General features: G+C 62.8%; 17 protein-coding genes and 1 tRNA gene. 12 read left to right on the top strand and 6 right to left on the bottom strand.

Translation table 11 applies throughout. From position 1 onward, the window contains the following. Nucleotides 1-120 precede the first annotated feature (120 nt). Nucleotides 121-207: transfer RNA gene (locus ACN9MU_RS15690), tRNA-Leu, on the bottom strand. A gap of 123 nt (nucleotides 208-330) precedes the next feature. Here ACN9MU_RS15690 and ACN9MU_RS15695 point away from each other — a divergent pair. From ACN9MU_RS15695 to ACN9MU_RS15705, 3 genes are all read left to right on the top strand, one after another. Then, nucleotides 331-1,179, top strand: coding sequence for a hypothetical protein (locus ACN9MU_RS15695; protein ID WP_426171922.1), 849 nt, complete (start codon nucleotides 331-333; stop codon nucleotides 1,177-1,179). Between the two features lie 3 nt (nucleotides 1,180-1,182). Continuing rightward, complete coding sequence (locus tag ACN9MU_RS15700) at nucleotides 1,183-3,384, top strand: penicillin acylase family protein (RefSeq protein ID WP_426344849.1); 2,202 nt, start codon at nucleotides 1,183-1,185, stop codon at nucleotides 3,382-3,384. Nucleotides 3,385-3,467: 83 nt separating this feature from the next. Continuing rightward, complete coding sequence (locus ACN9MU_RS15705) at nucleotides 3,468-4,778, top strand: hypothetical protein (protein ID WP_426323531.1); 1,311 nt, start codon at nucleotides 3,468-3,470, stop codon at nucleotides 4,776-4,778. Here the strand turns inward: ACN9MU_RS15705 and ACN9MU_RS15710 are convergent. Genes ACN9MU_RS15710 through ACN9MU_RS15720 form a run of 3 tightly spaced genes read right to left on the bottom strand, consistent with a single transcriptional unit; the run spans nucleotide 4,775 to nucleotide 8,650 of the window. Beyond that, nucleotides 4,775-6,112, bottom strand: coding sequence for a zf-TFIIB domain-containing protein (locus tag ACN9MU_RS15710; protein WP_426344850.1), 1,338 nt, complete (start codon nucleotides 6,110-6,112; stop codon nucleotides 4,775-4,777). The genes ACN9MU_RS15705 and ACN9MU_RS15710 overlap by 4 nt on opposite strands. Continuing rightward, complete coding sequence (locus tag ACN9MU_RS15715) at nucleotides 6,099-7,277, bottom strand: trans-sulfuration enzyme family protein (RefSeq protein WP_426323535.1); 1,179 nt, start codon at nucleotides 7,275-7,277, stop codon at nucleotides 6,099-6,101. The genes ACN9MU_RS15710 and ACN9MU_RS15715 overlap by 14 nt, the downstream gene beginning before the upstream one ends. Then, nucleotides 7,274-8,650: a pyridoxal-phosphate dependent enzyme gene (locus tag ACN9MU_RS15720; RefSeq protein WP_426337610.1), complete on the bottom strand. Its 1,377-nt coding sequence runs from the start codon at nucleotides 8,648-8,650 to the stop codon at nucleotides 7,274-7,276. The genes ACN9MU_RS15715 and ACN9MU_RS15720 overlap by 4 nt, the downstream gene beginning before the upstream one ends. A gap of 139 nt (nucleotides 8,651-8,789) precedes the next feature. Between ACN9MU_RS15720 and ACN9MU_RS15725 the strand changes: the two genes are divergently transcribed. Both ACN9MU_RS15725 and ACN9MU_RS15730 read left to right on the top strand, forming a co-directional pair. After that, the gene (locus tag ACN9MU_RS15725; protein ID WP_426171930.1) at nucleotides 8,790-9,341 is read left to right on the top strand and encodes a thymidine kinase; all 552 of its coding nucleotides are present in this window, start codon (nucleotides 8,790-8,792) and stop codon (nucleotides 9,339-9,341) included. Next, on the top strand, nucleotides 9,342-9,842 hold the full coding sequence (locus ACN9MU_RS15730) for a hypothetical protein (protein ID WP_426344851.1): 501 nt from the start codon (nucleotides 9,342-9,344) through the stop codon (nucleotides 9,840-9,842). Here ACN9MU_RS15730 and ACN9MU_RS15735 read toward each other — a convergent pair. Further along, nucleotides 9,778-11,766 (bottom strand): methyl-accepting chemotaxis protein, encoded by a 1,989-nt coding sequence (locus ACN9MU_RS15735; RefSeq protein ID WP_426344852.1) that lies wholly within the window; start codon nucleotides 11,764-11,766, stop codon nucleotides 9,778-9,780. The genes ACN9MU_RS15730 and ACN9MU_RS15735 overlap by 65 nt on opposite strands. Before the next feature lie 250 nt (nucleotides 11,767-12,016). On the opposite strand from ACN9MU_RS15735, the gene ACN9MU_RS15740 reads away from it, so the two are divergent. Together ACN9MU_RS15740 and ACN9MU_RS15745 are read left to right on the top strand one after the other, a co-directional pair. Then, nucleotides 12,017-14,263, top strand: coding sequence for a carboxy terminal-processing peptidase (locus ACN9MU_RS15740; protein ID WP_426171934.1), 2,247 nt, complete (start codon nucleotides 12,017-12,019; stop codon nucleotides 14,261-14,263). A gap of 266 nt (nucleotides 14,264-14,529) precedes the next feature. Beyond that, a complete protein-coding gene (locus ACN9MU_RS15745; protein WP_426344853.1) occupies nucleotides 14,530-16,752 on the top strand; it encodes an SMP-30/gluconolactonase/LRE family protein in 2,223 nt (740 codons plus the stop codon). Nucleotides 16,753-16,757: 5 nt separating this feature from the next. Here ACN9MU_RS15745 and ACN9MU_RS15750 read toward each other — a convergent pair whose 3' ends face one another. Next, the gene (locus ACN9MU_RS15750) at nucleotides 16,758-17,600 is read right to left on the bottom strand and encodes a head GIN domain-containing protein (protein WP_426171938.1); all 843 of its coding nucleotides are present in this window, start codon (nucleotides 17,598-17,600) and stop codon (nucleotides 16,758-16,760) included. A 339-nt stretch (nucleotides 17,601-17,939) separates the two neighbouring features. On the opposite strand from ACN9MU_RS15750, the gene ACN9MU_RS15755 reads away from it, so the two are divergent. From ACN9MU_RS15755 to ACN9MU_RS15775, 5 genes are all read left to right on the top strand, one after another. Then, nucleotides 17,940-18,560 carry a PEP-CTERM sorting domain-containing protein gene (locus ACN9MU_RS15755; RefSeq protein WP_426337613.1) on the top strand — a complete coding sequence of 207 codons (621 nt, stop codon included), beginning with the start codon at nucleotides 17,940-17,942 and terminating at the stop codon, nucleotides 18,558-18,560. 90 nt (nucleotides 18,561-18,650) lie between these two features. Continuing rightward, on the top strand, nucleotides 18,651-19,283 hold the full coding sequence (locus ACN9MU_RS15760; RefSeq protein WP_426171946.1) for a PEP-CTERM sorting domain-containing protein: 633 nt from the start codon (nucleotides 18,651-18,653) through the stop codon (nucleotides 19,281-19,283). A gap of 54 nt (nucleotides 19,284-19,337) precedes the next feature. Then, on the top strand, nucleotides 19,338-20,528 hold the full coding sequence (locus ACN9MU_RS15765) for an acyl-CoA dehydrogenase family protein (RefSeq protein ID WP_426171947.1): 1,191 nt from the start codon (nucleotides 19,338-19,340) through the stop codon (nucleotides 20,526-20,528). A 9-nt stretch (nucleotides 20,529-20,537) separates the two neighbouring features. Continuing rightward, nucleotides 20,538-21,662 carry an acyl-CoA dehydrogenase family protein gene (locus ACN9MU_RS15770; RefSeq protein WP_426344854.1) on the top strand — a complete coding sequence of 375 codons (1,125 nt, stop codon included), beginning with the start codon at nucleotides 20,538-20,540 and terminating at the stop codon, nucleotides 21,660-21,662. Beyond that, a complete protein-coding gene (locus ACN9MU_RS15775; protein WP_426344855.1) occupies nucleotides 21,662-22,120 on the top strand; it encodes a MaoC family dehydratase in 459 nt (152 codons plus the stop codon). Before ACN9MU_RS15770 ends, ACN9MU_RS15775 begins: the two co-directional genes overlap by 1 nt.

Genomic DNA, 22,120 nt, shown 5'->3' on the forward strand with positions numbered 1-22,120 from the left:
ATGGATAGTGTGACGGATGCTGACAGCACTGTCAACTAGCACGGATCAGAGTGCTGAGCGAAGTTGAAGTTAGTTCAAATTAGTCAGCCGCACTGCAGCACATCTTCGGATATGCAGGCTTGGTGCCCCGGGCCGGAATCGAACCGGCACGCCCTTGCAGGCAACGGATTTTAAGTCCGGTGTGTCTACCAATTTCACCACCGGGGCACTTTGAAGCCCGCTATTATGACATGTCTCTTGGTTAACATCCAGTAGTGGCAATTCTGGCAATGCTTGTAATCGCCGCGGAATGTTGTAGCATGCTGGTCGCAGAATCCCCTGGAAAGCCCCATGCAAATCAAGATTAACGACGTCCTGCGGGACTATATCGAGCCGTTGACCGAGGCTGAGCGTACTGCGCTGGAGCGCAGCCTGCTGGCCGAAGGCTGCCGCGATGCGTTGGTGCTGTGGAACGATGTGTTGGTCGATGGCCATAACCGCTATTCGATCTGCCAGCAGCACGGCATTCCGTTTAAAGTCACCCAGAACACGAGCTTCAAGGATATTGAAGACGTGATGCTGTGGATGATCGATAACCACCTGGGCCGCCGCAGCGTGTCGGACTTCCAGCGTGGCGTGCTGGCCCTGCGCCAGCAGGAAATCCTGGGCAAGCGCGAACAGGCTGTGAAAGAGCAGGCCAAGGCGGAAGATGCCGCCATTGCGCCGCCGGACCCGGAAGCCGAGGAACCGGCGGCTCCGCCGAAGGCCAAGGCCAAGCGCGAAGACATTGCCCGCGCGGCGCGCCTGAGCGCCAATACCCTGGGCCAGATCGAAAAGATCACCCGCAGCGCGACGCCGGAACTGGTGGAAGCCGTGCGCTCCGGCACGATCTCGATCAATGCCGCCGCCACCGTGGCTTCGTTGCCGGAAGAAGACCAGAAGTCGGCCGTCGCCGGCGGCCGCAAGTTCCTGCAGCAGGCAGCGCGCGAGATCCGCGAACAGCGCGCCGCCAACCGCCCGCCGAAACCTCCGAAAGAAGATGCTGGCGAGGCGCATTACGAAGCAGCTGAGCGTCCGGCCCCGCTGACCGAGGTGGAGGTGCTGCGCCTCGAGATCTCGCAATTGAAGGAAAAGAATGCCGCGCTGCGCGCCGAAAACGCCGAACTGCGCGAACGCATTGCACAACTGGTGGAGCAATAAAGCATGCTGAAGCTGAATGCCGCGCTCGTCGCGTTCTGCGCCATTCCTGCGATTGCCGCCCCCGCCGCTTCACAGGCGGGTGGAGCCTTGAGTCCTGCGGAAGTACTGCGCCTGCAAGCGATTGCCAAGCGCGTCACCATCCTGCGCGACAAATGGGGCATTCCGCATATTTACGGCAAGAGCGACGCGGAAGCGGTATTCGGCATGATGTACGCGCAGTCGGAAGATGATTTCAAGCGTATCGAGCTGAATTTCATCAACGCCATGGGCCGGCTGGCGGAAGTGGAAGGCGAAAAGGCGCTGTATCAGGACTTGCGCATGAAGCTCTTCATCACGCCCGAGCAGTTGAAGGCCCAGTACAAGGCCAGCCCGGACTGGCTGAAGAAGCTGATGGTGGCATGGGCCGATGGCCTGAACTTCTACCTGCACACCCACCCGCAGGTGCAGGCGCGCTTGCTGAACCGCTTCGAGCCCTGGATGGCGCTCAGCTTCAGCGAAGGCAGTATCGGCGGCGACATCGAAACCGTCAATATCGAGCAGTTGAAGGCGTTCTACAGCAAGCGCCCGGCGCCGTCCGTGGCTGCCGTTGGCAGCGATCTGGATAACGAGCCGCGCGGCTCGAACGGCTTCGCGATCGCGCCGGCCATGAGCAAGTCTGGCCACGCGCTGTTGATGATCAATCCGCACACCTCGTTCTACTTCCGGCCGGAGATCCACGTGAACAGCCAGGAGGGCCTGAACGCCTATGGCGCGGTAACCTGGGGGCAGTTCTTTGTCTACCAGGGCTTTAACGACCGCATCGGCTGGATGCACACTTCCGGCGGCGGCGACGTGATCGACGAATACCTGGAAACCGTGGTGGAGAAGGACGGTAAATTCTTCTACCAGTATGGCAAGGAGCTGCGCCCCTTCCGCACCGTGCAAGTGCAACTGCCGTACAAGGCGGAGGATGGCAGCCGGGCTGAGAAGACGGTAACGGCCTATTTCACGCATCGCGGCCCTGTGGTGCGCGAACAGGATGGAAAGTGGGTCTCGGTGGCGATGATGAACGAACCGCTGAAGGCGCTGACACAGTCCTTCATTCGCACCAAGGCCCGCAACTATCCGGCTTTCTACAGGTCGATGGAGCTTCGCACCAACTCATCCAACAACACCGTGTATGCGGATGCGGACGGCAGTATCGCCTATTTCCACGGCAATTTCATCCCCGTGCGCGACCCGCGTTTTGACTACAGCAAGCCGGTCAACGGCGCCGATCCGGCGACCGACTGGAAAGGCTTGCACCAGGTGCGCGAAACCATCCAACTGTTCAACCCGAAAAATGGCTGGATTCAGAACACCAACAACTGGCCGTTCTCGGCCGCCGGCCCCTATAGCCCGCGCCCCGAGGATTATCCGGCCTACATGTCGGTCAACCCCGAGAATGCGCGCGGCATTCACGCCGTTCGCGTCCTGCAAGGGAAGAAGGACTTCACCATCGACAGCCTGATCGCCGCCGCCTACGACAGCCAGTTGCCCGCCTTCGAACCGCTGCTGCCGCTGCTGGTGCGCGCCTATGACGAGGCACCGGCCAGCGACCTGTCCAAGGCCGCCGTGATCGAACAGGTCACGCTGTTGCGCGATTGGGATATGCGCTATTCGCTGACATCGGTGCCGACTTCGGTCGCCATCTACTGGCTGCAGGACCAGGTGAAGCAATACGGTGCCGCGGCGAAAGCCAAGGGCATGCCGGTCCTCGATTACCTGGCGACCCAGCTGACGTCGAAACAGCGGCTGGAAGCGCTGGTGCGTGCTTCGAACAAGCTGGCCGCCGACTTCGGCAGCTGGAAAACACCATGGGGCGAGATCAACCGCTTCCAGCGCCTGACCGGCGATATCGCGCAGCCGTTTGACGATAACAAGCCAAGCATTCCAGTACCTTACGCGTCCGGCAATTTCGGCGCGCTGGCTGCTTACGGCATGACGTCGCAGCAGCGCACCAGGCGTATTTATGGCGAGCGCGGCAATAGCTTCGTGGCGGCTGTTGAATTCGGGCCGAAGGTGAGGGCCAAGAGCATCCTGGCCGGCGGCGAAAGCGGCGATCCTGCGTCGCCGCACTTCAATGACCAGGCCGAGATGTATGCGCGCGGCGAATTCAAGGACGTGCTGTTCTACAAGGAAGACATCGAAAAGAACCTGGAACGCAAGTACCATCCGGGCGAATAGGGTTCACGTTTGAGCTAGCGCAAAGTCCTCCCCGCCTTGGCAGGCGCACAATGAAGTGACAACATGCTAATAGGGAGGCGGGCATGTCTTCCAATCGTGAGGAAAATGGCGGCGAACCCTGCCAGCGGATCGAAGAGTTCATCTTCGTGCGTGAGCTGAATGAAGTCTTCCTGCTGCTTGACCACATCTCCGGACGCTGGGACAAGAGCCTCTACAATTTCCATAACCACGACGACGGCGAGCCGCACATCGATGAACTGTGTGCGATCGGCCTGGCGCAGCCCGATAGCGAGCAACAGCGCGTGGCGCAGGCGGTCAAGGTATTGTGTGCGAAGGATAAGCTGAATGCCGCGGCACGCCCGGCGACGGGCCTGACCATTGCCTTTACTTTGCTGGTGGTGGGCGAGGACAACCGGCGCGACTGGCGCAACTGGTTGCGCGACAAGATGTTCGGGGGCGGCGGCAGCGGGAACGGCTCCGCACACAGCCCGCACTGGGACAAGCCGACACGCCTGACCCTGGCCCGCACTGCATTTCCAGGCCTGGTACGGGTGGCTTCTAGTTTCAACCTGCGCATGAAGCTGGTGGTCTACCTGCTGCTGATTGGACTGGTGCTGACCTGTGTGACGTCCTGGCATGTTGCCGGTGGCAGCGCCATCCTGCAGCACCTCGATGCGGTGCAGGCCGCGCAAGCCGCCCTGTCCAAAGAGATTGCGGAAGCTGAATTCAAGCACACGGCCAGCACTACCGCGCCTCCGATGCAGTTCTGCACTGAGGCCGATACGGCGGGCTCGCCGCACTTCCGCAGTACGGAGGAGTACCAGCTTTGCACGCGGCGCCAGCAGCTGACGGCGCAGGCGGCCGCAATCAGCATGAACCTGCGCGATTGGCTTGTCCCCTGGCAGGCCTGCTACAGCGTGCTGGCTCGCCCGTTCGGCCGCATGCCGGAGAACGGCGCGGTGCAGGCGAGTGCGACACCGGCGGAAATGCAAGGCCGCGTTCAACGCGCCCTGGAGGAGCAGGCGCGCGTCGTCACGCTGGTGGTCGGAACGGCTGTGCTGCCGTTGTGCTACGGCGTGTTGGGCGCGGGCGCCGCAGTGGTGCGCGGCCTGTGGGCCAAGATGCGCGAAAGCCTGTTGTCGCCGCGCGATTTCACCCTGGCCTTGCTGCAGTTGGCGCTGGGCGCCACGATTGGCGCCTGCATTGCCTTGTTCGTCAATCCATCCGGCCAGACGCCGGGCAGTGAGATCGGGCTGTTGGGCAACTGGGCACTCAGCACGTCGGCGTTATCGTTCATTGCCGGCTTTGGGGTGGAGGGCGTGTTCGTGGCGCTGGAAAGCCTGGTCCGGCGCGTCTTCAACATCAGCGATCCTGCACGACGGCCAGCCGATTAACGCGCTTCCAGCACCTCGATGATGTGAAAGCCGTCCTCGGCAAGTAGTGGCGGGCTGATTTCATGGACAGGCAGGCAGAACGCTGCGCGTTCCACTGCGGCCAACGCTTCGCCGCGGCGAAAGAGGCCTGTCGGCAGGCTGCGTGGGTCCGCATTCGGTACGCCGAACTGTTGCTCGAGCATGTCAAATGCGCCGCTGGCTTCCCATTCGGCTCGCACGGTCTTGGCCTGCATGTAGGCTGCCTGCATCGCGCCGTAGGTGGCGTTGGCCGGCCCCGGCCCCGGCGCACCTGGCGCGATAATCAATTGGCGCACCCGCACTTCGCGCCTTACCGATGAATGCAGGTCGCACTTCAGCTCCGCCTCCTTGAAGCGCGGAGCGTACGAAATCAGCGGCGCCTCCTGGCGTTTCCAGTTGGCACGTTGCGCCGGCTGCCGGTACCAGGCCATGAGTGCGAGCGCAATGCCGCCAATCAGGAGTCCGACGGCCAGCCGGAATTCGACATTCCGCAGCCGCTGCGTGCGGCGGTCTTCGCCAAAATTGACCAGCGCATGCTGGCTTGCGGTCTTGAGTCGGGGGGAGTCGTCCCGCACGGAGGCCAATGCCGCCTCCGCCGCGCTAGCGGCTGCCGTGGCGGAAGCTGAGGCATCTTCTGTATCCCGGCGCAATACCGGCGTCTGGCAGTGGGGGCAATGGATGTCGCGCGTCAGGTCGATGGCGCCGCCGCATGCGTGGCATTGATGCTGTTCGACTGCCGGGGCATTAACGCTACTGGACGGACCGTCCGGCGCGACGGCCAGCGCCAGGCGGGCGGGGTCGATTACCCCGACGGCCGAGTGACAAGCCGGACACGCTTCGACCGGCCGCGCGGGAAGCGGACAACCGCAGCCTGCGCAAAAAACTTCCTTCCCTGCGGCATGCAGGGAACGGATATCGGACCATGCGAGGGGGCGGGCAAAGCCTTTCTCGGCCAGGTAGAGAATGTAGGTCTGGTAATAGCCATGCCCGTGCGGGCACTGGAGTTTGGAAGTGCGCCCGAAGCGCGACATGTCGAACACACGCTTGAGCGGCGCGTTGCAGACCGGGCAGGCCTGGATGCGCGCCAGCGACACCGCATGCGCGTGCTCGCCGCCGGCTTGCATTGCCCCATGGATCTCGCGCACGAATTCGGCGATGCCGGGGCCTGCCAGCCGCACCGATTCCGTGTCGTCGAACCACACCAGGCAGCAATGCGGGCAGGTGTCGATCTCCACCCGCCGCTGGTAATGGCCGGAGAGATCAAGCACCCGCATCGGGCGCTTGCAGTTGCTGCAGTGGCGTTCAGATGGCGTCAAGGGCATTGCGCAGGTCTTGGCGCAAATCCTCGATGTCTTCGATCCCGACGGAGAGACGGATCAGGCCATCGCCGATGCCCAGCGTGGCGCGCTGGGTCGCCGGAATCGATGCATGGGTCATCAGGGCAGGGTGCTCGATCAGCGATTCCACGCCGCCCAGGCTTTCCGCCAGCGCGAACACTTCGCAGCGTTCCAGGAAGCGGCGGGCGCCAGCCAGGTCGGTATCGAGGTCGATCGAAATGATGCCGCCGAAGCCGTCCATCTGCGCCTTGGCCAGGGTGTGCTGGGGATGCGACTCGAGGCCTGGATAGAACACCTTTTTCACCTTGGGCTCGCGTTCCAGCCAGCGCGCCAGCTCCAGTGCGCTCTTGCAGTGGCGTTCCATGCGGATCGCCAGCGTTTTCACGCCGCGCAGGGCCAGGAAGGCGTCGAACGGACCGGCAATGGCGCCGACGGAATTCTGCAGGAAGGCCAATTGCTCGCGCCAGGCCGACTGGCGTTCTTCGCCGCCAACCACCGCGATGCCGCCGATGATATCCGAGTGCCCGTTCAGGTACTTGGTGGCGGAGTGCACGACGACGTCGAAGCCCAGCTCCAGCGGGCGCTGCACGATCGGGCTGGCGAAGGTGTTGTCGGCCACGGCCAGGATGCCGCGTTCGCGGCAGATGCGCGCGATGGCCGCGAGGTCGGCCAGTTTCAGCATCGGGTTGGTCGGCGTTTCCACCCACACCATTTTCGTTTCCGGGCGCAGGGCGGCCAGCAGGTTTTCCGGGTTGGTCAGGTCGGCATAGGTGAACTCATGGCCCGCGCTGCGTCGCCGTACACGTTCGAACAGGCGGAAGGTGCCGCCGTACATATCGTCGCCCGCCACGATGTGCGAACCCGCATCGAGCAGTTCCAGCACGGTGGAAATCGCGGCCAGGCCGGAGGCAAAGGCGAAGGCCTGCGCGCCGCCTTCCAGGTCGGCCACGCAGCGCTCCAGCGCCCAGCGCGTCGGGTTGTGCGAGCGGCCGTAGTCCAGGCCCTTGTGCACACCGGGGCTTTGCTGGACGAAAGTGGACGTGGCATAGATCGGCGGCATGATGGCGCCGGTCGATGGATCAGGGTGCTGGCCAGCGTGGATGACGCGCGTGGCCAGGTGGGCTTTGGTCTTTTTTTCGCTCAAGATAAGGTCCTGCGCAGGTGGTTGAGTAAGTCGTAGCGGGTGATCAGGCCATAGAACTTGCCGCCTTCGGCAATCACGGCGGTCAAGCCACGGTCGAGGGTATCACGAAGGGCGGGCATGCCGGCAGATGGCGCCAGGGTTTCGACACGGCTGGTCATGGTGCCGCCTACGTCGCCCTTGAACCGGGCCGCATCCTTTTCGACTTTCAGCAGGAGGTCGGACTCGTCGATGAGGCCGACCAGCTTGCCGTTGTCGATTACCGGCAGCTGCGCCAGGTCGGCTGCACGCATGCGGTTGAAGGCGATCAGCAAGGTGTCGCCCGGCGCCACGCTGACCACGTCGCCGTTTTCGAACAGGCGCCCGATCAGGTCGCGCAGGTCGCCCAGCTTCTGGCGCTGCAGTAGGCCCTGGTCGAACATCCAGCTATCGTTGTAGACCTTGGACAGGTAGCGGGTGCCGGTGTCGCAGACGAAGGTCACCACACGTTGCGGCTTGCTCTGTTCGCGGCAGTATTTCAGGGCCGCTGCCAGCAGGGTGCCGGTCGAGGAGCCGGCCAGGATGCCTTCGGCGCGCAACAGGGCGCGTGCGCTGTCGAAGCTTTCCTGGTCAGTGATGGTGTAGGCCTGCGAGATCGCCTCCATATCGGCGATAGCGGGGATGAAGTCCTCGCCGATGCCTTCCACCGCCCAGGAGCCGCTGGTATCGGCGACTTTGCCGGTATCCACGTATTCCTTCAGGATCGAACCCTTGGGATCGGCCAGGATGAACCTGACGTGCGGGGCGACCTTGCGGAAGTAGCGCGCCAGGCCGGTCAGCGTGCCGGAGGAGCCGACGCCGACCACGATGGCGTCGATCTCGCGCGCCATCTGCTCCCAGATTTCAGGGCCGGTGGTGGTTTCGTGGGCCAGCGGGTTGGCCGGGTTGTTGAACTGGTCGGCGAAGAAGGCGCCGGGGATCTCGCTGGCCAGCCGGGCAGCGTAATCCTGGTAATACTCGGGGTGGCCTTTGCCGACGTCGGAACGGGTAATGCGCACGTCGGCGCCGAGCGCCTTCAGGTGCAGGATCTTTTCGGTGGCCATCTTGTCTGGCACCACCAGCAGCACCTTATAGCCTTTGATGGCGCCGACCAGGGCCAGTCCCAGGCCGGTGTTGCCTGCCGTGGCTTCGACGATGGTGCCGCCCGGCTTGAGCAAGCCTTCGCGCTCGGCGGCTTCGATGATGGACAGGCCGATGCGGTCCTTGATGGAGCCGCCGGGATTTTGCGATTCAAGCTTGAGGAACAGCCGGCACGGGCCGGTGTCGAGGCGGGTGACTTCGGCAAGCGGTGTATTGCCGATCAGGCTGAACAAAGCTGCAGGACGGGTATTCTGCATTTTCTCTCCTTGCGAAAAACGCGCATTGTGTGGCGATTCGATTGAACCAAGAAGGAATTTCTTTGCGCTAGCTTATACCTTTTTTGGCGGGTTGAGCCTCGCGTATAATCGCGCAGCGACTTTTAATATAATTTCCACCGTGGCAAAACTCTACTTCCGCTATTCTGCGATGAACGCAGGCAAATCGACCTCCATGCTGCAGGTCGCCCATAACTACGAAGAACAGGGCTTGATCGTGCGCCTGTTCACCGCCGCCATTGACGACCGCTATGGCGTGGGCAAGGTGACTTCCCGCCTGGGGCCGCAGCGCGAAGTCGAGCTGTTCTCGTCTGAGACCAACTTCCTGCAAGACATGCAGAAAGTGGCCTGTGTGCTTGTCGACGAGGCGCAGTTCCTGTCACCGGAGCAGGTCAAGCAGCTGCACCAGCTGGCGCAGGCCAAGGGCGTGCCGGTGATCTGCTACGGCTTGCGCAGCGACTTCCGCGGCGAGCCGTTCCCGGGTTCGGCCTACCTGCTTGCGCTGGCCGACGATATCGAGGAAATCAAGAATATCTGCACTTGCGGCAAAAAGGCCACGATGAACATCCGCGTGGACGAAAAGGGCGAGCGCATTCGCGAAGGCGAGCAAATCAGCATCGGCGGCAACGAGGCTTATCGCCAGGCCTGCGGCCGCTGCTTTTATACGGGTTAATTGGATAGACTGTTTTACCTGACGCCGTCGCTATGCCTTGCGGCGGCAATCTGGGTGCTGTCGCAGCGCTATGTGGCGTTCACGCTGATGCAGCTGCCGGGCACCCTGTGCCATGAACTGGCCCATTTCGTGGCCGGGCTGCTGACGTTTGCGCGGCCGGTTTCCCTGTCCATCATCCCGCGCCGCGAGGGCAAGGGCTATCGCCTGGGCGAGGTCAAGCTGGCCAACGCGCGCTGGTACAACTCCGCTTTCACCGCGCTCGCGCCGCTGCTGCTGGCGCTGATCCCGTGGTGTGTTGCCGTGCTGCGCACGCGCGGCACCTGGCATTTCGAAGCGCTGGACGCCGGCCTGGCCTTCCTTGTCGCGCCGCAGTTCCTGGCCTGCTGGCCGTCTGCGACGGACTGGAAGCTGGCCGTGCGCTCATGGCCGTTGCTGCTTATCGCAGGCGCAGGGTGGTACGCCTGGACGACGATCCCGTGGCTGCATGGCCTGGTAGCTTGAAGGCGCGCACTTCGCGGACCAGCGCTTCGGCCTGATCCTGCATGGCGCCGGCGGCTGCGGCGGCTTCCTCTACCAGGGCGGCATTCTGCTGCGTGACCTGGTCCATCTGGCCGATGGCCTGGTTGACCTGGTCGATGCCGGCGCGCTGTTCCTCGCTGGCGGCACTGATTTCGCCCATGATGTCGGTCACGCGGCCGACGCTGTTCACCACTTCTTCCATCGTCGCACCGGCCAATTCGACCAGTTTGGCGCCGGCTTCGACTTCACCCGTGGAGTTGGCGATCAATCCCTTGATCTCCTGTGCTGCAGCGGCGCTGCGCTGGGCCAGGTTGCGCACTTCGCTCGCCACCACGGCAAAGCCGCGGCCCTGTTCGCCCGCGCGTGCCGCTTCGACAGCCGCATTCAGGGCGAGGATGTTGGTCTGGAAGGCGATGCTGTCGATCACGGAGATGATGTCTTCGATCTTACGGGAGGCCTCGTTGATGGCTCCCATCTTCTCCACCACTTGCGCCACCTGCGCTCCGCCGCGCGAAGCCACGTCCGATGCTTCGCGCGCCAGCGCATTGGCTTGGCGGGCGTTGTCGGCGTTCTGGCGCACGGTCGAAGTCAACTCTTCCATCGAAGCGGCGGTTTCCTCCAGGCTCGAAGCCTGCTGCTCGGTACGCGCCGACAAATCCTGGTTGCCGGCTGCGATCTGCGACGAAGCAGTGGCGATCTGGTCGGCACCCTCGCGCACGCCTCCAACCACGTCCGCCAGGCGTTCGCTGATGCCGTTCATGGCGCCCAGGACCTTGCCGATTTCATCGCCGGTGGTCACGTCCAGCCGCACGGTCAGGTCGCCGCCGGCAATACGGTCGGCCGCGCCCTGCACCTGCAGCAACGGGCGGCTGACAATGGCGCGCACCAGCAGCAACAGGCTGGCGGCAAAGGCGAGCAGGGCGACGATGCCGCATACCGCATAACGGTTGCGAGCAGTGACGGCATCCCTGGTGATCTCCTGGACGTAGGTGCCGCCGGCAACGATCCATTTCCAGTCGTCGAAGTAGCGGTACACCAGCAGTTTTTCCTGGGGCGAGGTCTTGCCCTCTGCATCGGACCACATATAGCGCACCTCGCCCGATTTTTGCTCAAGCATCTCGCGGATGAAGGCCTTGCCGTTGCTGTCTTTGGTCTCCAGCATCGATGCGCCTTCGCTGGAAGGGTGGACCAGCAGCGTGCCGTAGTCCTTGCCGGGGGCTGCATTCAACACGTAGACGTAGCCGGTTTCGCCAATGCGGATGCCCTTGATCTTGTCCTTCAGGGCCGTAATGTTCTTGCTGATGTCCAGGCCGATGAACAGCACGCCGACAACCTTGCCCGAGGCGTCCTTCACCGGGTCGTATTGGGTGATGTAGGGCTTGCCGAACAGTTGTGCGAGTCCGGTATAGGAGCGGCCTTCGCGCAGCCGCGCATAACTTGGGTTGTTGTGATCGAGCTGGGTGCCGATGGCGCGCTCGCCGTTCTCTTTTTTCACCGAAGTGGTCACGCGCACGAATTCGTTGCCGTCGGCTGCAAAAATGGTGGCGATGGCACCCGTTTGGGCGGTGAAGTTGTCGGGAATGCTGAAATCGTTGTTGACGGCCTTGCCGCCGGCGGCCAGGTCGCTGCCTTCGAGTGAAAACGGGCCGGGCACCTGGGCGGCGAATTGGCGCGCGTAGTTCGCGGCATCGTTGACCATCGCAGCGTTGAATACGTCCAGCATATTGGAGACGCCATTCAGGTCGGCAGCAACCTGGTTGCGAGCGCGCTGCTCCAGCATGGCAGTGCTGTTCCAGTTGATGAAGACAATAAGTAGCGCTAACAGGGCGCTGACAAGGATAAACGTGAAGGCGGCAATCTTGGTGCCGACGCTCCAGCTGCGAATGGGAGGCGTTGGATGGGACATGGTTCTTGATTATTTTTGAGGCAGGGCCGATATGATATCGCGTTGCCACCTGGAAATTTCACCTGTTACAAAATGTTTCTTCGAAAATTCAATGACTTAGCGTAAATCTTGTCAGATGGCTCAGCCTTCAGGCTGGCTTAAGTGAAGCCCAGCACACTGCCCATCGTCCCCTCTCTCCCAGAGAGTGTCCTATCCTGTAGAATGGGATCAGCACTATTCTTATAGAATCACCTACGTTCGGAGCAAGCCGATGAAGAAGCACACCCTGTTGGCCACCCTGTCCCTGGCACTGGTCACCGCTTATGCGGGCGCCGCCCAGGCAGACAAGGCGACAGACGTCACCGTCAAGCCTGCAGCACAGCAGACCCAGGCCGCCTTGTGGGCGTCCCGCGTGCTGTCGCGCTACCATTACAAGGCTACGCCGCTGGACGACGCGATGTCGGAGAAGATCTTCGACCGCTATTTCAAATCGCTCGATGGCGAGAAACTGTTCTTTACCCAGGCCGATATCGATTCCTTCAGCAAGGAAAAGTCGCGCCTGGATGACGCGATCAACAGCGAAAACCTGCAAACGCCTTTCGCTATCTACAACCTGTACCAGCAGCGCTTCGCCGACCGCATGGCCTATGCCCGCGAACTGCTGAAATCCAAGTTCGACTTCACGCAGGACGAGAGCTACCAGTTCGACCGCGAGAAGGCCGACTGGCCGAAGTCGGAAGCCGAAGTGAAAGACCTGTGGCGCAAGCGTGTGAAGAACGACTGGCTGCGCCTGAAGCTGGCCGGCAAGGACGAGAAGTCGATCCGCGAGACGCTGGACAAGCGCTACGAAAACTACGTGACCCGTTCGCGCAAGCTGAATAGCGAAGACGTGTTCCAGATCTTCATGAACGCCTACGCCATGTCGATCGAGCCGCACACCAACTACCTGGGCCCGCGCGCTTCCGAGAACTTCGACATCGCCATGCGCCTGTCGCTGGAAGGCATTGGCGCCGTGCTGCAGAACCGCGACGAGTACACCGTGATTCGCGAAATCGTGCCGGGCAGCCCGGCCGGCCTGTCCAACAAACTCAAGGTGGGCGACCGCATTGTCGCCGTGGCACAGGGCGAATCCGAGAAATTCACCGACGTGCTGGGCTGGCGTATCGACGACGTGGTGCAGTTGATCCGCGGCCCGAAAGACTCGACCGTCAGGCTGCAGGTGCTGGGCGCTGATGCAGGCCCGGACGGCAAGCCCTTCGTGCTGTCGCTGGTGCGCAAGAAAATCAGCATGGAAGAGCAGTCGGCCAAGCGCTCGATCCTGGAAGTCAAGGATGGCGCCGTCAAGCGCCGCATCGGCGTGATCTCGCTGCCGACCTTCTACCAGGACTGGGATGCGCGCCGCAAGGGCGACAAGGACTACAAGAGCGCCACGCGCGACGTCGCCCGCCTGCTGGGTGAACTGAAGAAAGAGAAGGTCGACAATGTACTGATCGATCTGCGCAACAACGGCGGCGGTTCGCTGACCGAGGCGGTCGAGCTGACCGGCCTGTTCATCGACCGTGGTCCGGTGGTGCAGCAGCGTAACGCCGAAGGCCGCGTCGAAGTGGAAGCGGACAACGTGCCTGGCCTGTCGTGGGATGGTCCGGTGGGCGTGCTGATCAACCGCGGTTCGGCATCGGCTTCCGAGATCTTTGCGGCGGCAATCCAGGATTACGGCCGTGGCCTCGTGATCGGTGAACCGAGCTTCGGCAAAGGCACCGTGCAGACTCTGGTCAACCTGGACCGCTTTGGCCAGAGCGACAAGTCGCGCTTCGGTGAACTGAAGATGACGGTGGCCCAGTTCTTCCGCATCAACGGCGGTACCACCCAGCTGCGCGGCGTGACGCCGGACATCAAGCTGGCTTCCACCAGCGATGCTGAAAACTTCGGCGAATCGAGCTACGACAACGCGCTGCCATACACCCAGATCAAGCCTGCGGTGTATATCCCGGCCGGCGAGTTGAAGGAAATCGTGCCGATGCTGGATAAAAAGCACGAGGCACGCGTTGCCAAGGACAAGGACTACCAATACCTGCTGGACGACATCAGCTATGTCAAAAAGCAGCGCCAGGACAACGTGGTGTCCCTGAACGAAACCGTGCGCCGCAAGGAGCGCGACCAGCAGGAGGCGCGCGCCAAGCTGCGTGAACAGCGCCTGGCTGCCGGTCCATCGCCGGATGATCCGATCCTGGTGCCGGACCCGAAAGATGCGCTGAACAAGGCGATTGCCGCCAAGCCTGCCAACCCGCGCGCCGCCCAGCGCCAGGCCAACCAGGTGCGCGGCGCGATCCGCACCGATGACGGCCTGCAAGCGGACGAACGGTCGCTGTCGGCCGAATTGGATGCCGAAAAGGCCGCCAAGAATGCCAAGGACGTACTGCTGAACGAAGCAGTGCATATCCTGGCCGACGAGGTGAGCGTGCTGCGCACCGATACCCGTCTGGCCAGCCGTGTGCTGCCTTACGTCAGCGACAAGTGATATTGCGGATGGTTATATCTAGTATTACTACAATAAAGTAGACAGATATACCGCGCCGCAGCATACTTGCACCTGTCTCCTCTATTCTCCTCCAAGGAAATAGACTTCAGCCCGCTCCCAGAGCGGGCTTTTTTTTTGGTTCATCGCGGATGATCGGGCCAGTGCCGCGGCAAAGGACGGGTCAGACCCAAGGGTCTGACCCGGATAGGCTACGGCCGATGAACCCTGTTTGATCGCCCCGGCGATGGGACGGTAAAATCCCGCCTGTGCGTACATCTATCAAATTGACTGTTTTTGCGGCTGCAGTACTGGCGATTGCCGGGGCGGGTGGCTATTTCTACTATTCTTCGCCGGCGAACACCGTAGCGGCGCGTTTGCCCGAACTGGTCAAGCGCGGCCCGGCGCCGACCGAGCGCGCCTGGCCAGCGCGGCTGGAAACCTTGCTGGACGCCGGCTTGACCGACCCCTACGGCATCGCTGCCGACAAGCAGGGCAACGTCTATTTCTCGGACGGCGGCGAGAAAAATACCGTGTCGGTGTTGGCGCGAGATGGCAGCGTGCGCGTGCTGGCGGGTGGCATAGAGGGTTACCGCGACGGTGCAGGCGCCGCCGCCGCCTTCAACACTCCTTCCGGCATCGCGCTGGACAAGCAAGGCAACGTCTACGTCGCCGATACTGGCAACCACGTGATCCGCAAGATCGCAGTGGACGGCACGGTTTCGACCCTGGCCGGCAGCGGCATTGCCGGCTTTGCGGACGGGCAGGGCGCCCAAGCCCAGTTCAATGGCCCGGTCGGCGTGGCGGTCGATGCAGCCGGCGTGGTATATGTCGCCGATACCTATAACGACCGGATTCGCAAAATCGCTCCCGATGGCACCGTCACCACGCTGGCGGGCAGCGGGCGCCCCGGTTTCGTTGACGGCATGGGCGAGGGAGCGCAATTCGATACACCTTGCGGGATTGCGCTTGGCAAGGACGGCATCTACATCGCCGACACCAGCAACGATGCCGTGCGCCGCATTAACAAAGACGGCTCGGTGGTGACGATTGCCGTCGCGCCGGAGCTGGAAAAAGAGCCGCTGCTGCGCCGCCCCATGGCGCTGGCGGTGACGCATGATGGATTCGTCTACATTGCCGTGTCGTCGCGCGGACGCCTGCTGCAACTGGCGCCCGACGGCAACCTCGCCGGAATGCCGGACGCCGCGCGGCCCGCCGATCCTGTCACGGGCATCGATGGCAATATCCAGCTCTACGGCCCGCGCAGCCTCGCCCTGGCGGCCGATGGCACCCTGGTCATCGCCGACGGCTCCGCCCAGCGCCTGCACCGCGTGGTACATGCCGGCGCGGGGGCTGCCCCTGCGCAGCCAGCCGCGCAGGTCGCCAAGGCGCTGTCATCCAGCCCGGGCGTGCAGGCTGGCGCGCCGCTGATCGGCGCTGCACACGCCGCGGAGCCGATGCCGCCCGCCGGCGCACCGGCCGCGGCAGCCAGCGATCTCATGGCCCGGCGCAACGAAGGCCCAATGCCGTGGCCCGTTCTTCCGCAAAACCAGCCGCACGAGGTGGTTGGCCTGATGGGCGAGGTGAGGGGAAGCTATGACGGCGACAGCCGCCACCACTTCCACGCTGGCCTCGATGTACAGGCCGATGTCGGCAGCTCGGTCCATGTGGTCGAGAAAGCCAAGGTCAGCGACCCTCTGCCCAACTGGGCGTATGGTTCGCTCGGCGAGGGCATCAACCTCGGCACGACCAGCTACATCCATATGAAGGTCGGCCGCGACAAGAAGAACCGTGCGCTGGACAACCGGTTCCAGCTCCTGCTGAACGATCAAGGCAAGCCGGAACGGGTGCGCGTCCGCCGTGGCACGCGCTTCTATGTTGGCGAACAACTGGGCGTGGTGAACCAGATGGCCCACGTCCACCTCAACCTGTACGACCACGGTCGCGTGGTGAATCCGCTTGCGCTGCCATTCCCCGGCCTGCGCGACACCATTGCGCCGGTCATCCAGGGCATTGCGCTGTATGACGCCAGCGACAAACGCCTGCCGGCCAGGAAAGGCAAACGCGTGGAAGTAGCGCGCAGCCTGGGCGAAGTGAACGTGGTGGTGGACGCTTTCGACCAGATGGACGGCAACCTCGCACGCCGCCGCCTGGGCTTGTACAAGCTGGGCTACCAGTTGCTGCAGGCTGACGGCACGCCGGTTGCGGGCTATGAGCAGCCCCGCATCATGCAAACCTACGACCAGTTGCCCAAGCAGCGCGAAGCGGTGAAGGTGGTGTACTCCGCCGACAGCGGCATCACCGTTTACGGGAGCAAGGCCACGCGCTTCACCTATTCGCTGCTAAGCCATCTGTCTGAGGGCGAAGTCGTACCCGGCCGCTGGCAAGTAAGCGAACTGGCGCCGGGCGACTACACGCTGCGCATTTACGCCGCCGACTACGCCGGCAATACCGCCACCTCCGGCCGCGACCTCGCACTAACGGTCAACTGACTTCGTTATTGTATCGAGGTATTGCGGCCGTACAGGCTGCGCTGGGATGGGTTGCCGGTGACGGCGATGCGTCCGGAACCGTTGGCGCGGGCGTCGACCTTGTGCTGGACCCAGGCTTGCACGCCGCCGGAGCCGTTGCTGGTGATGTTGGCTTCGTCGGCGCGCAAGTCGTTCAGCTGGGCGCTACCCGAGCCTTGCACCTGCACGTCAAGCGCGTGCACGATGCCGCGCGCGTAGAAGCTGCCGGAGCCGGATGACGTGACGCGCAAGGCATTGCCGCGCACGGAGCCGATATTCACGCGGCCCGAGCCGACCATATCCACCACCGCCGACTTGCTTTCCAGGCCGTCCGCATACAACTGGCCCGAGCCGGCGTGGCGCAAATCCAGCTGCTCGACGCGGCCGCGCAGCTCGAGATAGCCGGAGCCTGTGTGCGAAACGGCCAACGGTCCGCCTGCCAGGCCTTGCACCTCCGTGCGCACGGAGCCGCTCGATTCCAGATTGTCCAGGCGCTGGACCGTGTACCGCACGTGGATCGGCTTGCGGCTGTCCAGGCGATCTTCCGTCCACACGCGCAGCGTATCGCCGCGCACTTCGGTATGCACCAGCGGCACCAGATTGCCGTCGCCCTCGATCACCAGCGATGGCGCGCTGCCTACCTTGACGTCGACATCCATATCGACGCGATGGCGGTTCTCGATTCGCAGGCCGGTGGCGCTGGTGATGTCGCGGGTTTCAGTAATGGTCGTTCCGTTGCCCTTGACGTAGTCGCTGCTGTCGTTCAGCACGATGACGCAGCCTGCCAGGGTGAGGGAGATCATGGCGGCGAGGGGGAGCTTGGTGCGCATGGTTGTGTCCTTGTTGTGCGAGCCAGTTTGGATGAGAGCATCCTATCGGCCATCTCGGTTGCATATGGCGGGAATGCGACGAAATGCAGAAATTGAGTGCTGAGTTGTAAAAATTGATAATATGAAAGTGTCGGCATACGGCCGGCCCGGCAGCTCCGCTGCTGAGAACAATCTAGGTAATACCCCTTACTTACGCCGCGGATAGGCCATCTGCGGCGTTTCTTTTGCATGCCCGTGCTTTTTCGGCCAGTCAAGGCTTGTGCCCGCACAAACCCCTCTAACGCCGGGCTACCTAAGCTGTTGAAAGGTTCAGTCTTTTTCAGAGGGGAGGGCTCTATCATGTGCGCAATTGCAAGAAAGCTGGCCTTGGCCGCCACCAGCCTGTTACTGGCGGCAAGCGCTTTTGGCGCGACTGGCATCGGCAATACTTCGGCCGATGACGTCACGCTCGGTGGTTTCGATGCGGATGCCTTTGTTTTTTCCGCTGGCTGGAATCCGCATGCAGGGGTGAACGGCGACACCACTGGATTTGGTACTGCCTTCGATGCGTATGGCAGCGGTGCCTGGAGCTTGCTCGACAAATACGACCTCAATGCCGGCTTCGCCAATATGGGCGTGTTGCAGTTCGGCTTTGCAATGAACAGCGGCACGGCGGGTACCTGGTCGGTGCACAACGCGGGCCCAGCGAACATGGTGCTTGACCTCGTCTTCGCCATGCACGCGGCAGATGCGGGCGCGGGCTTCCTGTTCGATAACCAGGCCATCAACGCCGGGCAGACCCTGAACGGGACCTGGCGCATCGAATGGTTCACGGGGGCCAACAACGCGTATCCGGACTTTTCCAACCTCGCCTTGTTTGGGCGCGACGTGTCGGCCCTGCCTGAGCCTGGCGAATACGGCATGCTGCTGGCGGGCCTTGGCGTGCTTGGATTGCTTGCGCGCCGGCGCAGCACGGAGTGACTATATTTCGGAAAGGTAATGAACGCCGTCGAGGTCGCTAAACCGCTACATTGAAGTGGCAGTCTTAACTTCACCAGAAGGGGAATCGGAATGGAACCAATTGCAAAGAAGTTTGCATTGGCTGCCAGCAGCATGCTCCTGGCGGCAAGCGCCTTCGGCGCTACAACTATCGGTAATACCTCCGCAGACGATGCCACGCTCGACGCGCAAAGCGCCGACGCCTTCGTTTTCACCTCGGGCTGGAATCCTCAGGCGGGCCTGAGCGGCAACACCAGCGGCATGGGCGCCACCTTCGACAGCTTCGGCAGCGGCGACTGGACCTTGCTGGGCAAGCACGAAGGCGGTTCCGGTACGGGCTTCAGCCTGTTTAACGCGTTGAATTTCAGCTTCGATGCAGGGGACGGCAAGACCGGCACCTGGACCGTCACCAATACCAGCGCGCAAAGCGTTTCGCTGGACCTGGTGCTGTCGCTCAAGGCTGCAAACGGCGCCGGTGCCTTCCTGTTCGATAACCAGGCCATCAATGCCGGCCAGACCCTGAGCGGCACCTGGAATATCGGCTGGTTCACCGGAAATAATCAAGCCCATCCCGACTTTTCCAACCTGACCATGTTCGGCCGTGATATCGCTGTTTCGCCGGCGCCTGAGCCTGGGGAATATGCCATGTTGCTGGCTGGCCTGGGCCTGATCGGCTTTGTGGCGCGGCGGCGCAAAGCGCTGTAGACTCTTTGAAACGGTCGTGCTATTTTGCTGGCGCGACCAATTCAAGGAGACAGCATGGACCTGAATTACTCTGCCAGGGATGAGGCCTTCCGCGCTGAAGTGCGGGCTTTCCTGGCAGCGAACCTGCCCGCCGACCTGCAAGCCAAAGTCCGCAAGCACCTTCGCCTGAAGCGCGAAGATTATGTGCGCTGGCACAAGATCGTCGCCAAACAAGGCTGGGCTGCACCGGCCTGGCCGACCGAATTCGGCGGCCCGGGTTGGGATGCTACCCAGCGCCACATATGGGAAGAGGAGTGCGCAATTGCCGGCACCCCGCCCATCCTGCCCTTCGGTGTCAACATGGTGGCGCCGGTCATCATGGCTTTCGGCAGCCCGGAGCAGAAGGCCTATTACCTGCCGCGCATCCTCGATTGCACCGACTGGTGGTGCCAGGGCTATTCCGAGCCGGGCGCAGGGTCCGACCTGGCGTCGTTGAAGACTACGGCGGTGCGCGCGGGCGATCATTACATCGTCAATGGACAGAAGACCTGGACCACGCTGGGCCAGCACGCCGACATGATCTTCTGCCTGGTGCGCACCGACCAGGACGTGCGCAAGCAGGAGGGCATTTCCTTCCTGCTGATCGACATGAAGACCCCAGGCATCACCGTACGGCCGATCATCATGCTGGACGAAGACCACGAGATCAATGAAGTCTTCTTCGACAATGTGCGTGTGCCGGTTGCGAACCTGGTCGGCCAGGAGAACAAGGGCTGGACTTACGCCAAGTACCTGCTTGGCCACGAGCGCACCGGTATTGCGGCGGTGGGACGCTCCAGGCGCGAACTGCTGTTCCTGAAAAAGATAGCGAACCAGCAGCAGAAGAACGGCAAGTCCTTGCTCGAGGACCCGCTGTTCGCGACGCGCGTGGCGAACCTGGAAATCGAGTTGATGGCGCTGGAGGTCACCGTGCAGCGCACCATCGCGCAGGAAGCGCATGGCCCCGGGCCGCAGGCTTCGGTGCTGAAGGTGCGTGGCTCCGAGATCCAGCAAATGCTGACGGAGCTGATGGTCGAAGCACTGGGCCCGCAAGCCTTGCCCTTCGATCCGGATTACCTCGATGGCAAGCGCGAACATGCATTGGCCGGTGACGACGAGGCGTCGCCCCTGGCAGCCTGCTATTTCAACTTCCGCAAGACTTCGATCTACGGCGGCTCGAACGAAATACAGAAGAACATCATCACCCAGATGATCCTGGGACTGTAAGGAGGCGGCATGGACTTCAGCTTCAAGGAAGAGCAACAACAATTTGCCGATGCGCTGCGACGCTGGGTCGACAAGGACTACAGCTTTGAGGTGCGCAAGAAGATCATCCATTCGGAGTCCGGCGTTTCCAGCCAGGCCTGGGCTACGCTGGTGGAACTGGGGATGCTGGCGCTGCCGGTGCCGGAAGAGCAGGGCGGTTTCAACGGCAGCGCGGCCGACATGATGGTCGTGATGCAGGAACTGGGTCGCGGCCTGGTGGTCGAGCCGTACTTTGCCACCGTGCTGGGGGCGCAGTTCCTCAAGCTGGCGGGAGGCCAGGACGATTTGCTGGAGCGCGTTGCCGCCGGCGAGCTGAAGCTGGCATGCGCGCTCGGCGAGCAGCAGTCGCGCCACGCGCTGAACGACATCCTGGTTACCGACGGCGCCGGCGCTGGCCGCATCTCGGGCCGCAAGACGGTGGTGCTGCATGGCGGCCAGGCCGGCGCCTTGATCGTCTCCGCACGCAGTAGCGGCGCCCAGGGCGATACTGACGGCATTTCGCTGTACCTGGTGCAGCGCGACGCGCCAGGCGTGCAGGTCACCGACTACCGGACCATCGACGGCCAGCGCGCCGCAACGGTGGAATTCAAGGACGCGCAAGGCACGCTGCTCGGCGCGCAGGGCCAAGGTTGGCCGCTGATCGAGGCGGCCACCGACTACGGCGCTGCGCTTCTCTGCGCGGAAGCCATTGGCGCCATGGACGCGCTCTTCGCCGCCACGCTCGAGTACTTGAAAACCCGCCAGCAGTTCGGCGCACCGATCGGGAAATTCCAGGTGCTGCAGCATCGGATGGCTGACATGTTCATCCACCTCGAGCAGGCGCGCTCGATGGCCATGCTGGCGGCGGCCAAGGCCGGGTCGGACGACCACGAAGAGCGCCGCCGCGTGGTTTCAGCCGCCAAGGCGCGGATAGGGCAAGCTGCACGCTTTGTTGGCCAGCAGGCGGTGCAGCTGCATGGCGGCATGGGCGTGACGGACGAACTGCCCGCCGCCCACTATTTCAAGCGACTGGCGATGATCGAGATCACGCTGGGCGACGCAGATCATCACCTGGAGCGCTTCATCGCGCAGCCGGGATTCAAGGAGGCAGCTTAATGGCGCGCTTGGTGCGTAACGTGGCGGAACTGGAAGCATTGGTGGGGCAGGAAGTGGGCGTCTCCGGCTGGGTCGACATCACGCAGGAGCGTGTCAACAGCTTCGGCGTTTCCACCAACGATGAGCAGTGGATTCACACCGATCCGGCGCGCGCCGCTGCTGAATCGCCCTATGGCGGCACGGTGGCGCATGGCTTCCTGACGCTGTCATTGTTGCCCGGGCTGCTGCAGGATGCCGTGTTCATGGAAGACATGCGCATGGGCGTGAACTACGGCCTGGACAAGGTGCGCTTTCCCGCGCCGGTCCCGGTCGGCAGCCGCGTGCGCGGCCACGTCGTCCTGCGCAGCATCAGCGCGGTGGCCGGCGGCCATCAGCTGGCATGGGAAGTCACGGTCGAATGCGAAGGCAGCGAAAAGCCCGCGTGCGTAGCGGAATTCCTGATGCGCCGCTACTCCTGA

The organism is Pseudoduganella sp. R-32 (assembly GCF_049913245.1).
Lineage (GTDB): Bacteria > Pseudomonadota > Gammaproteobacteria > Burkholderiales > Burkholderiaceae_D > Rugamonas.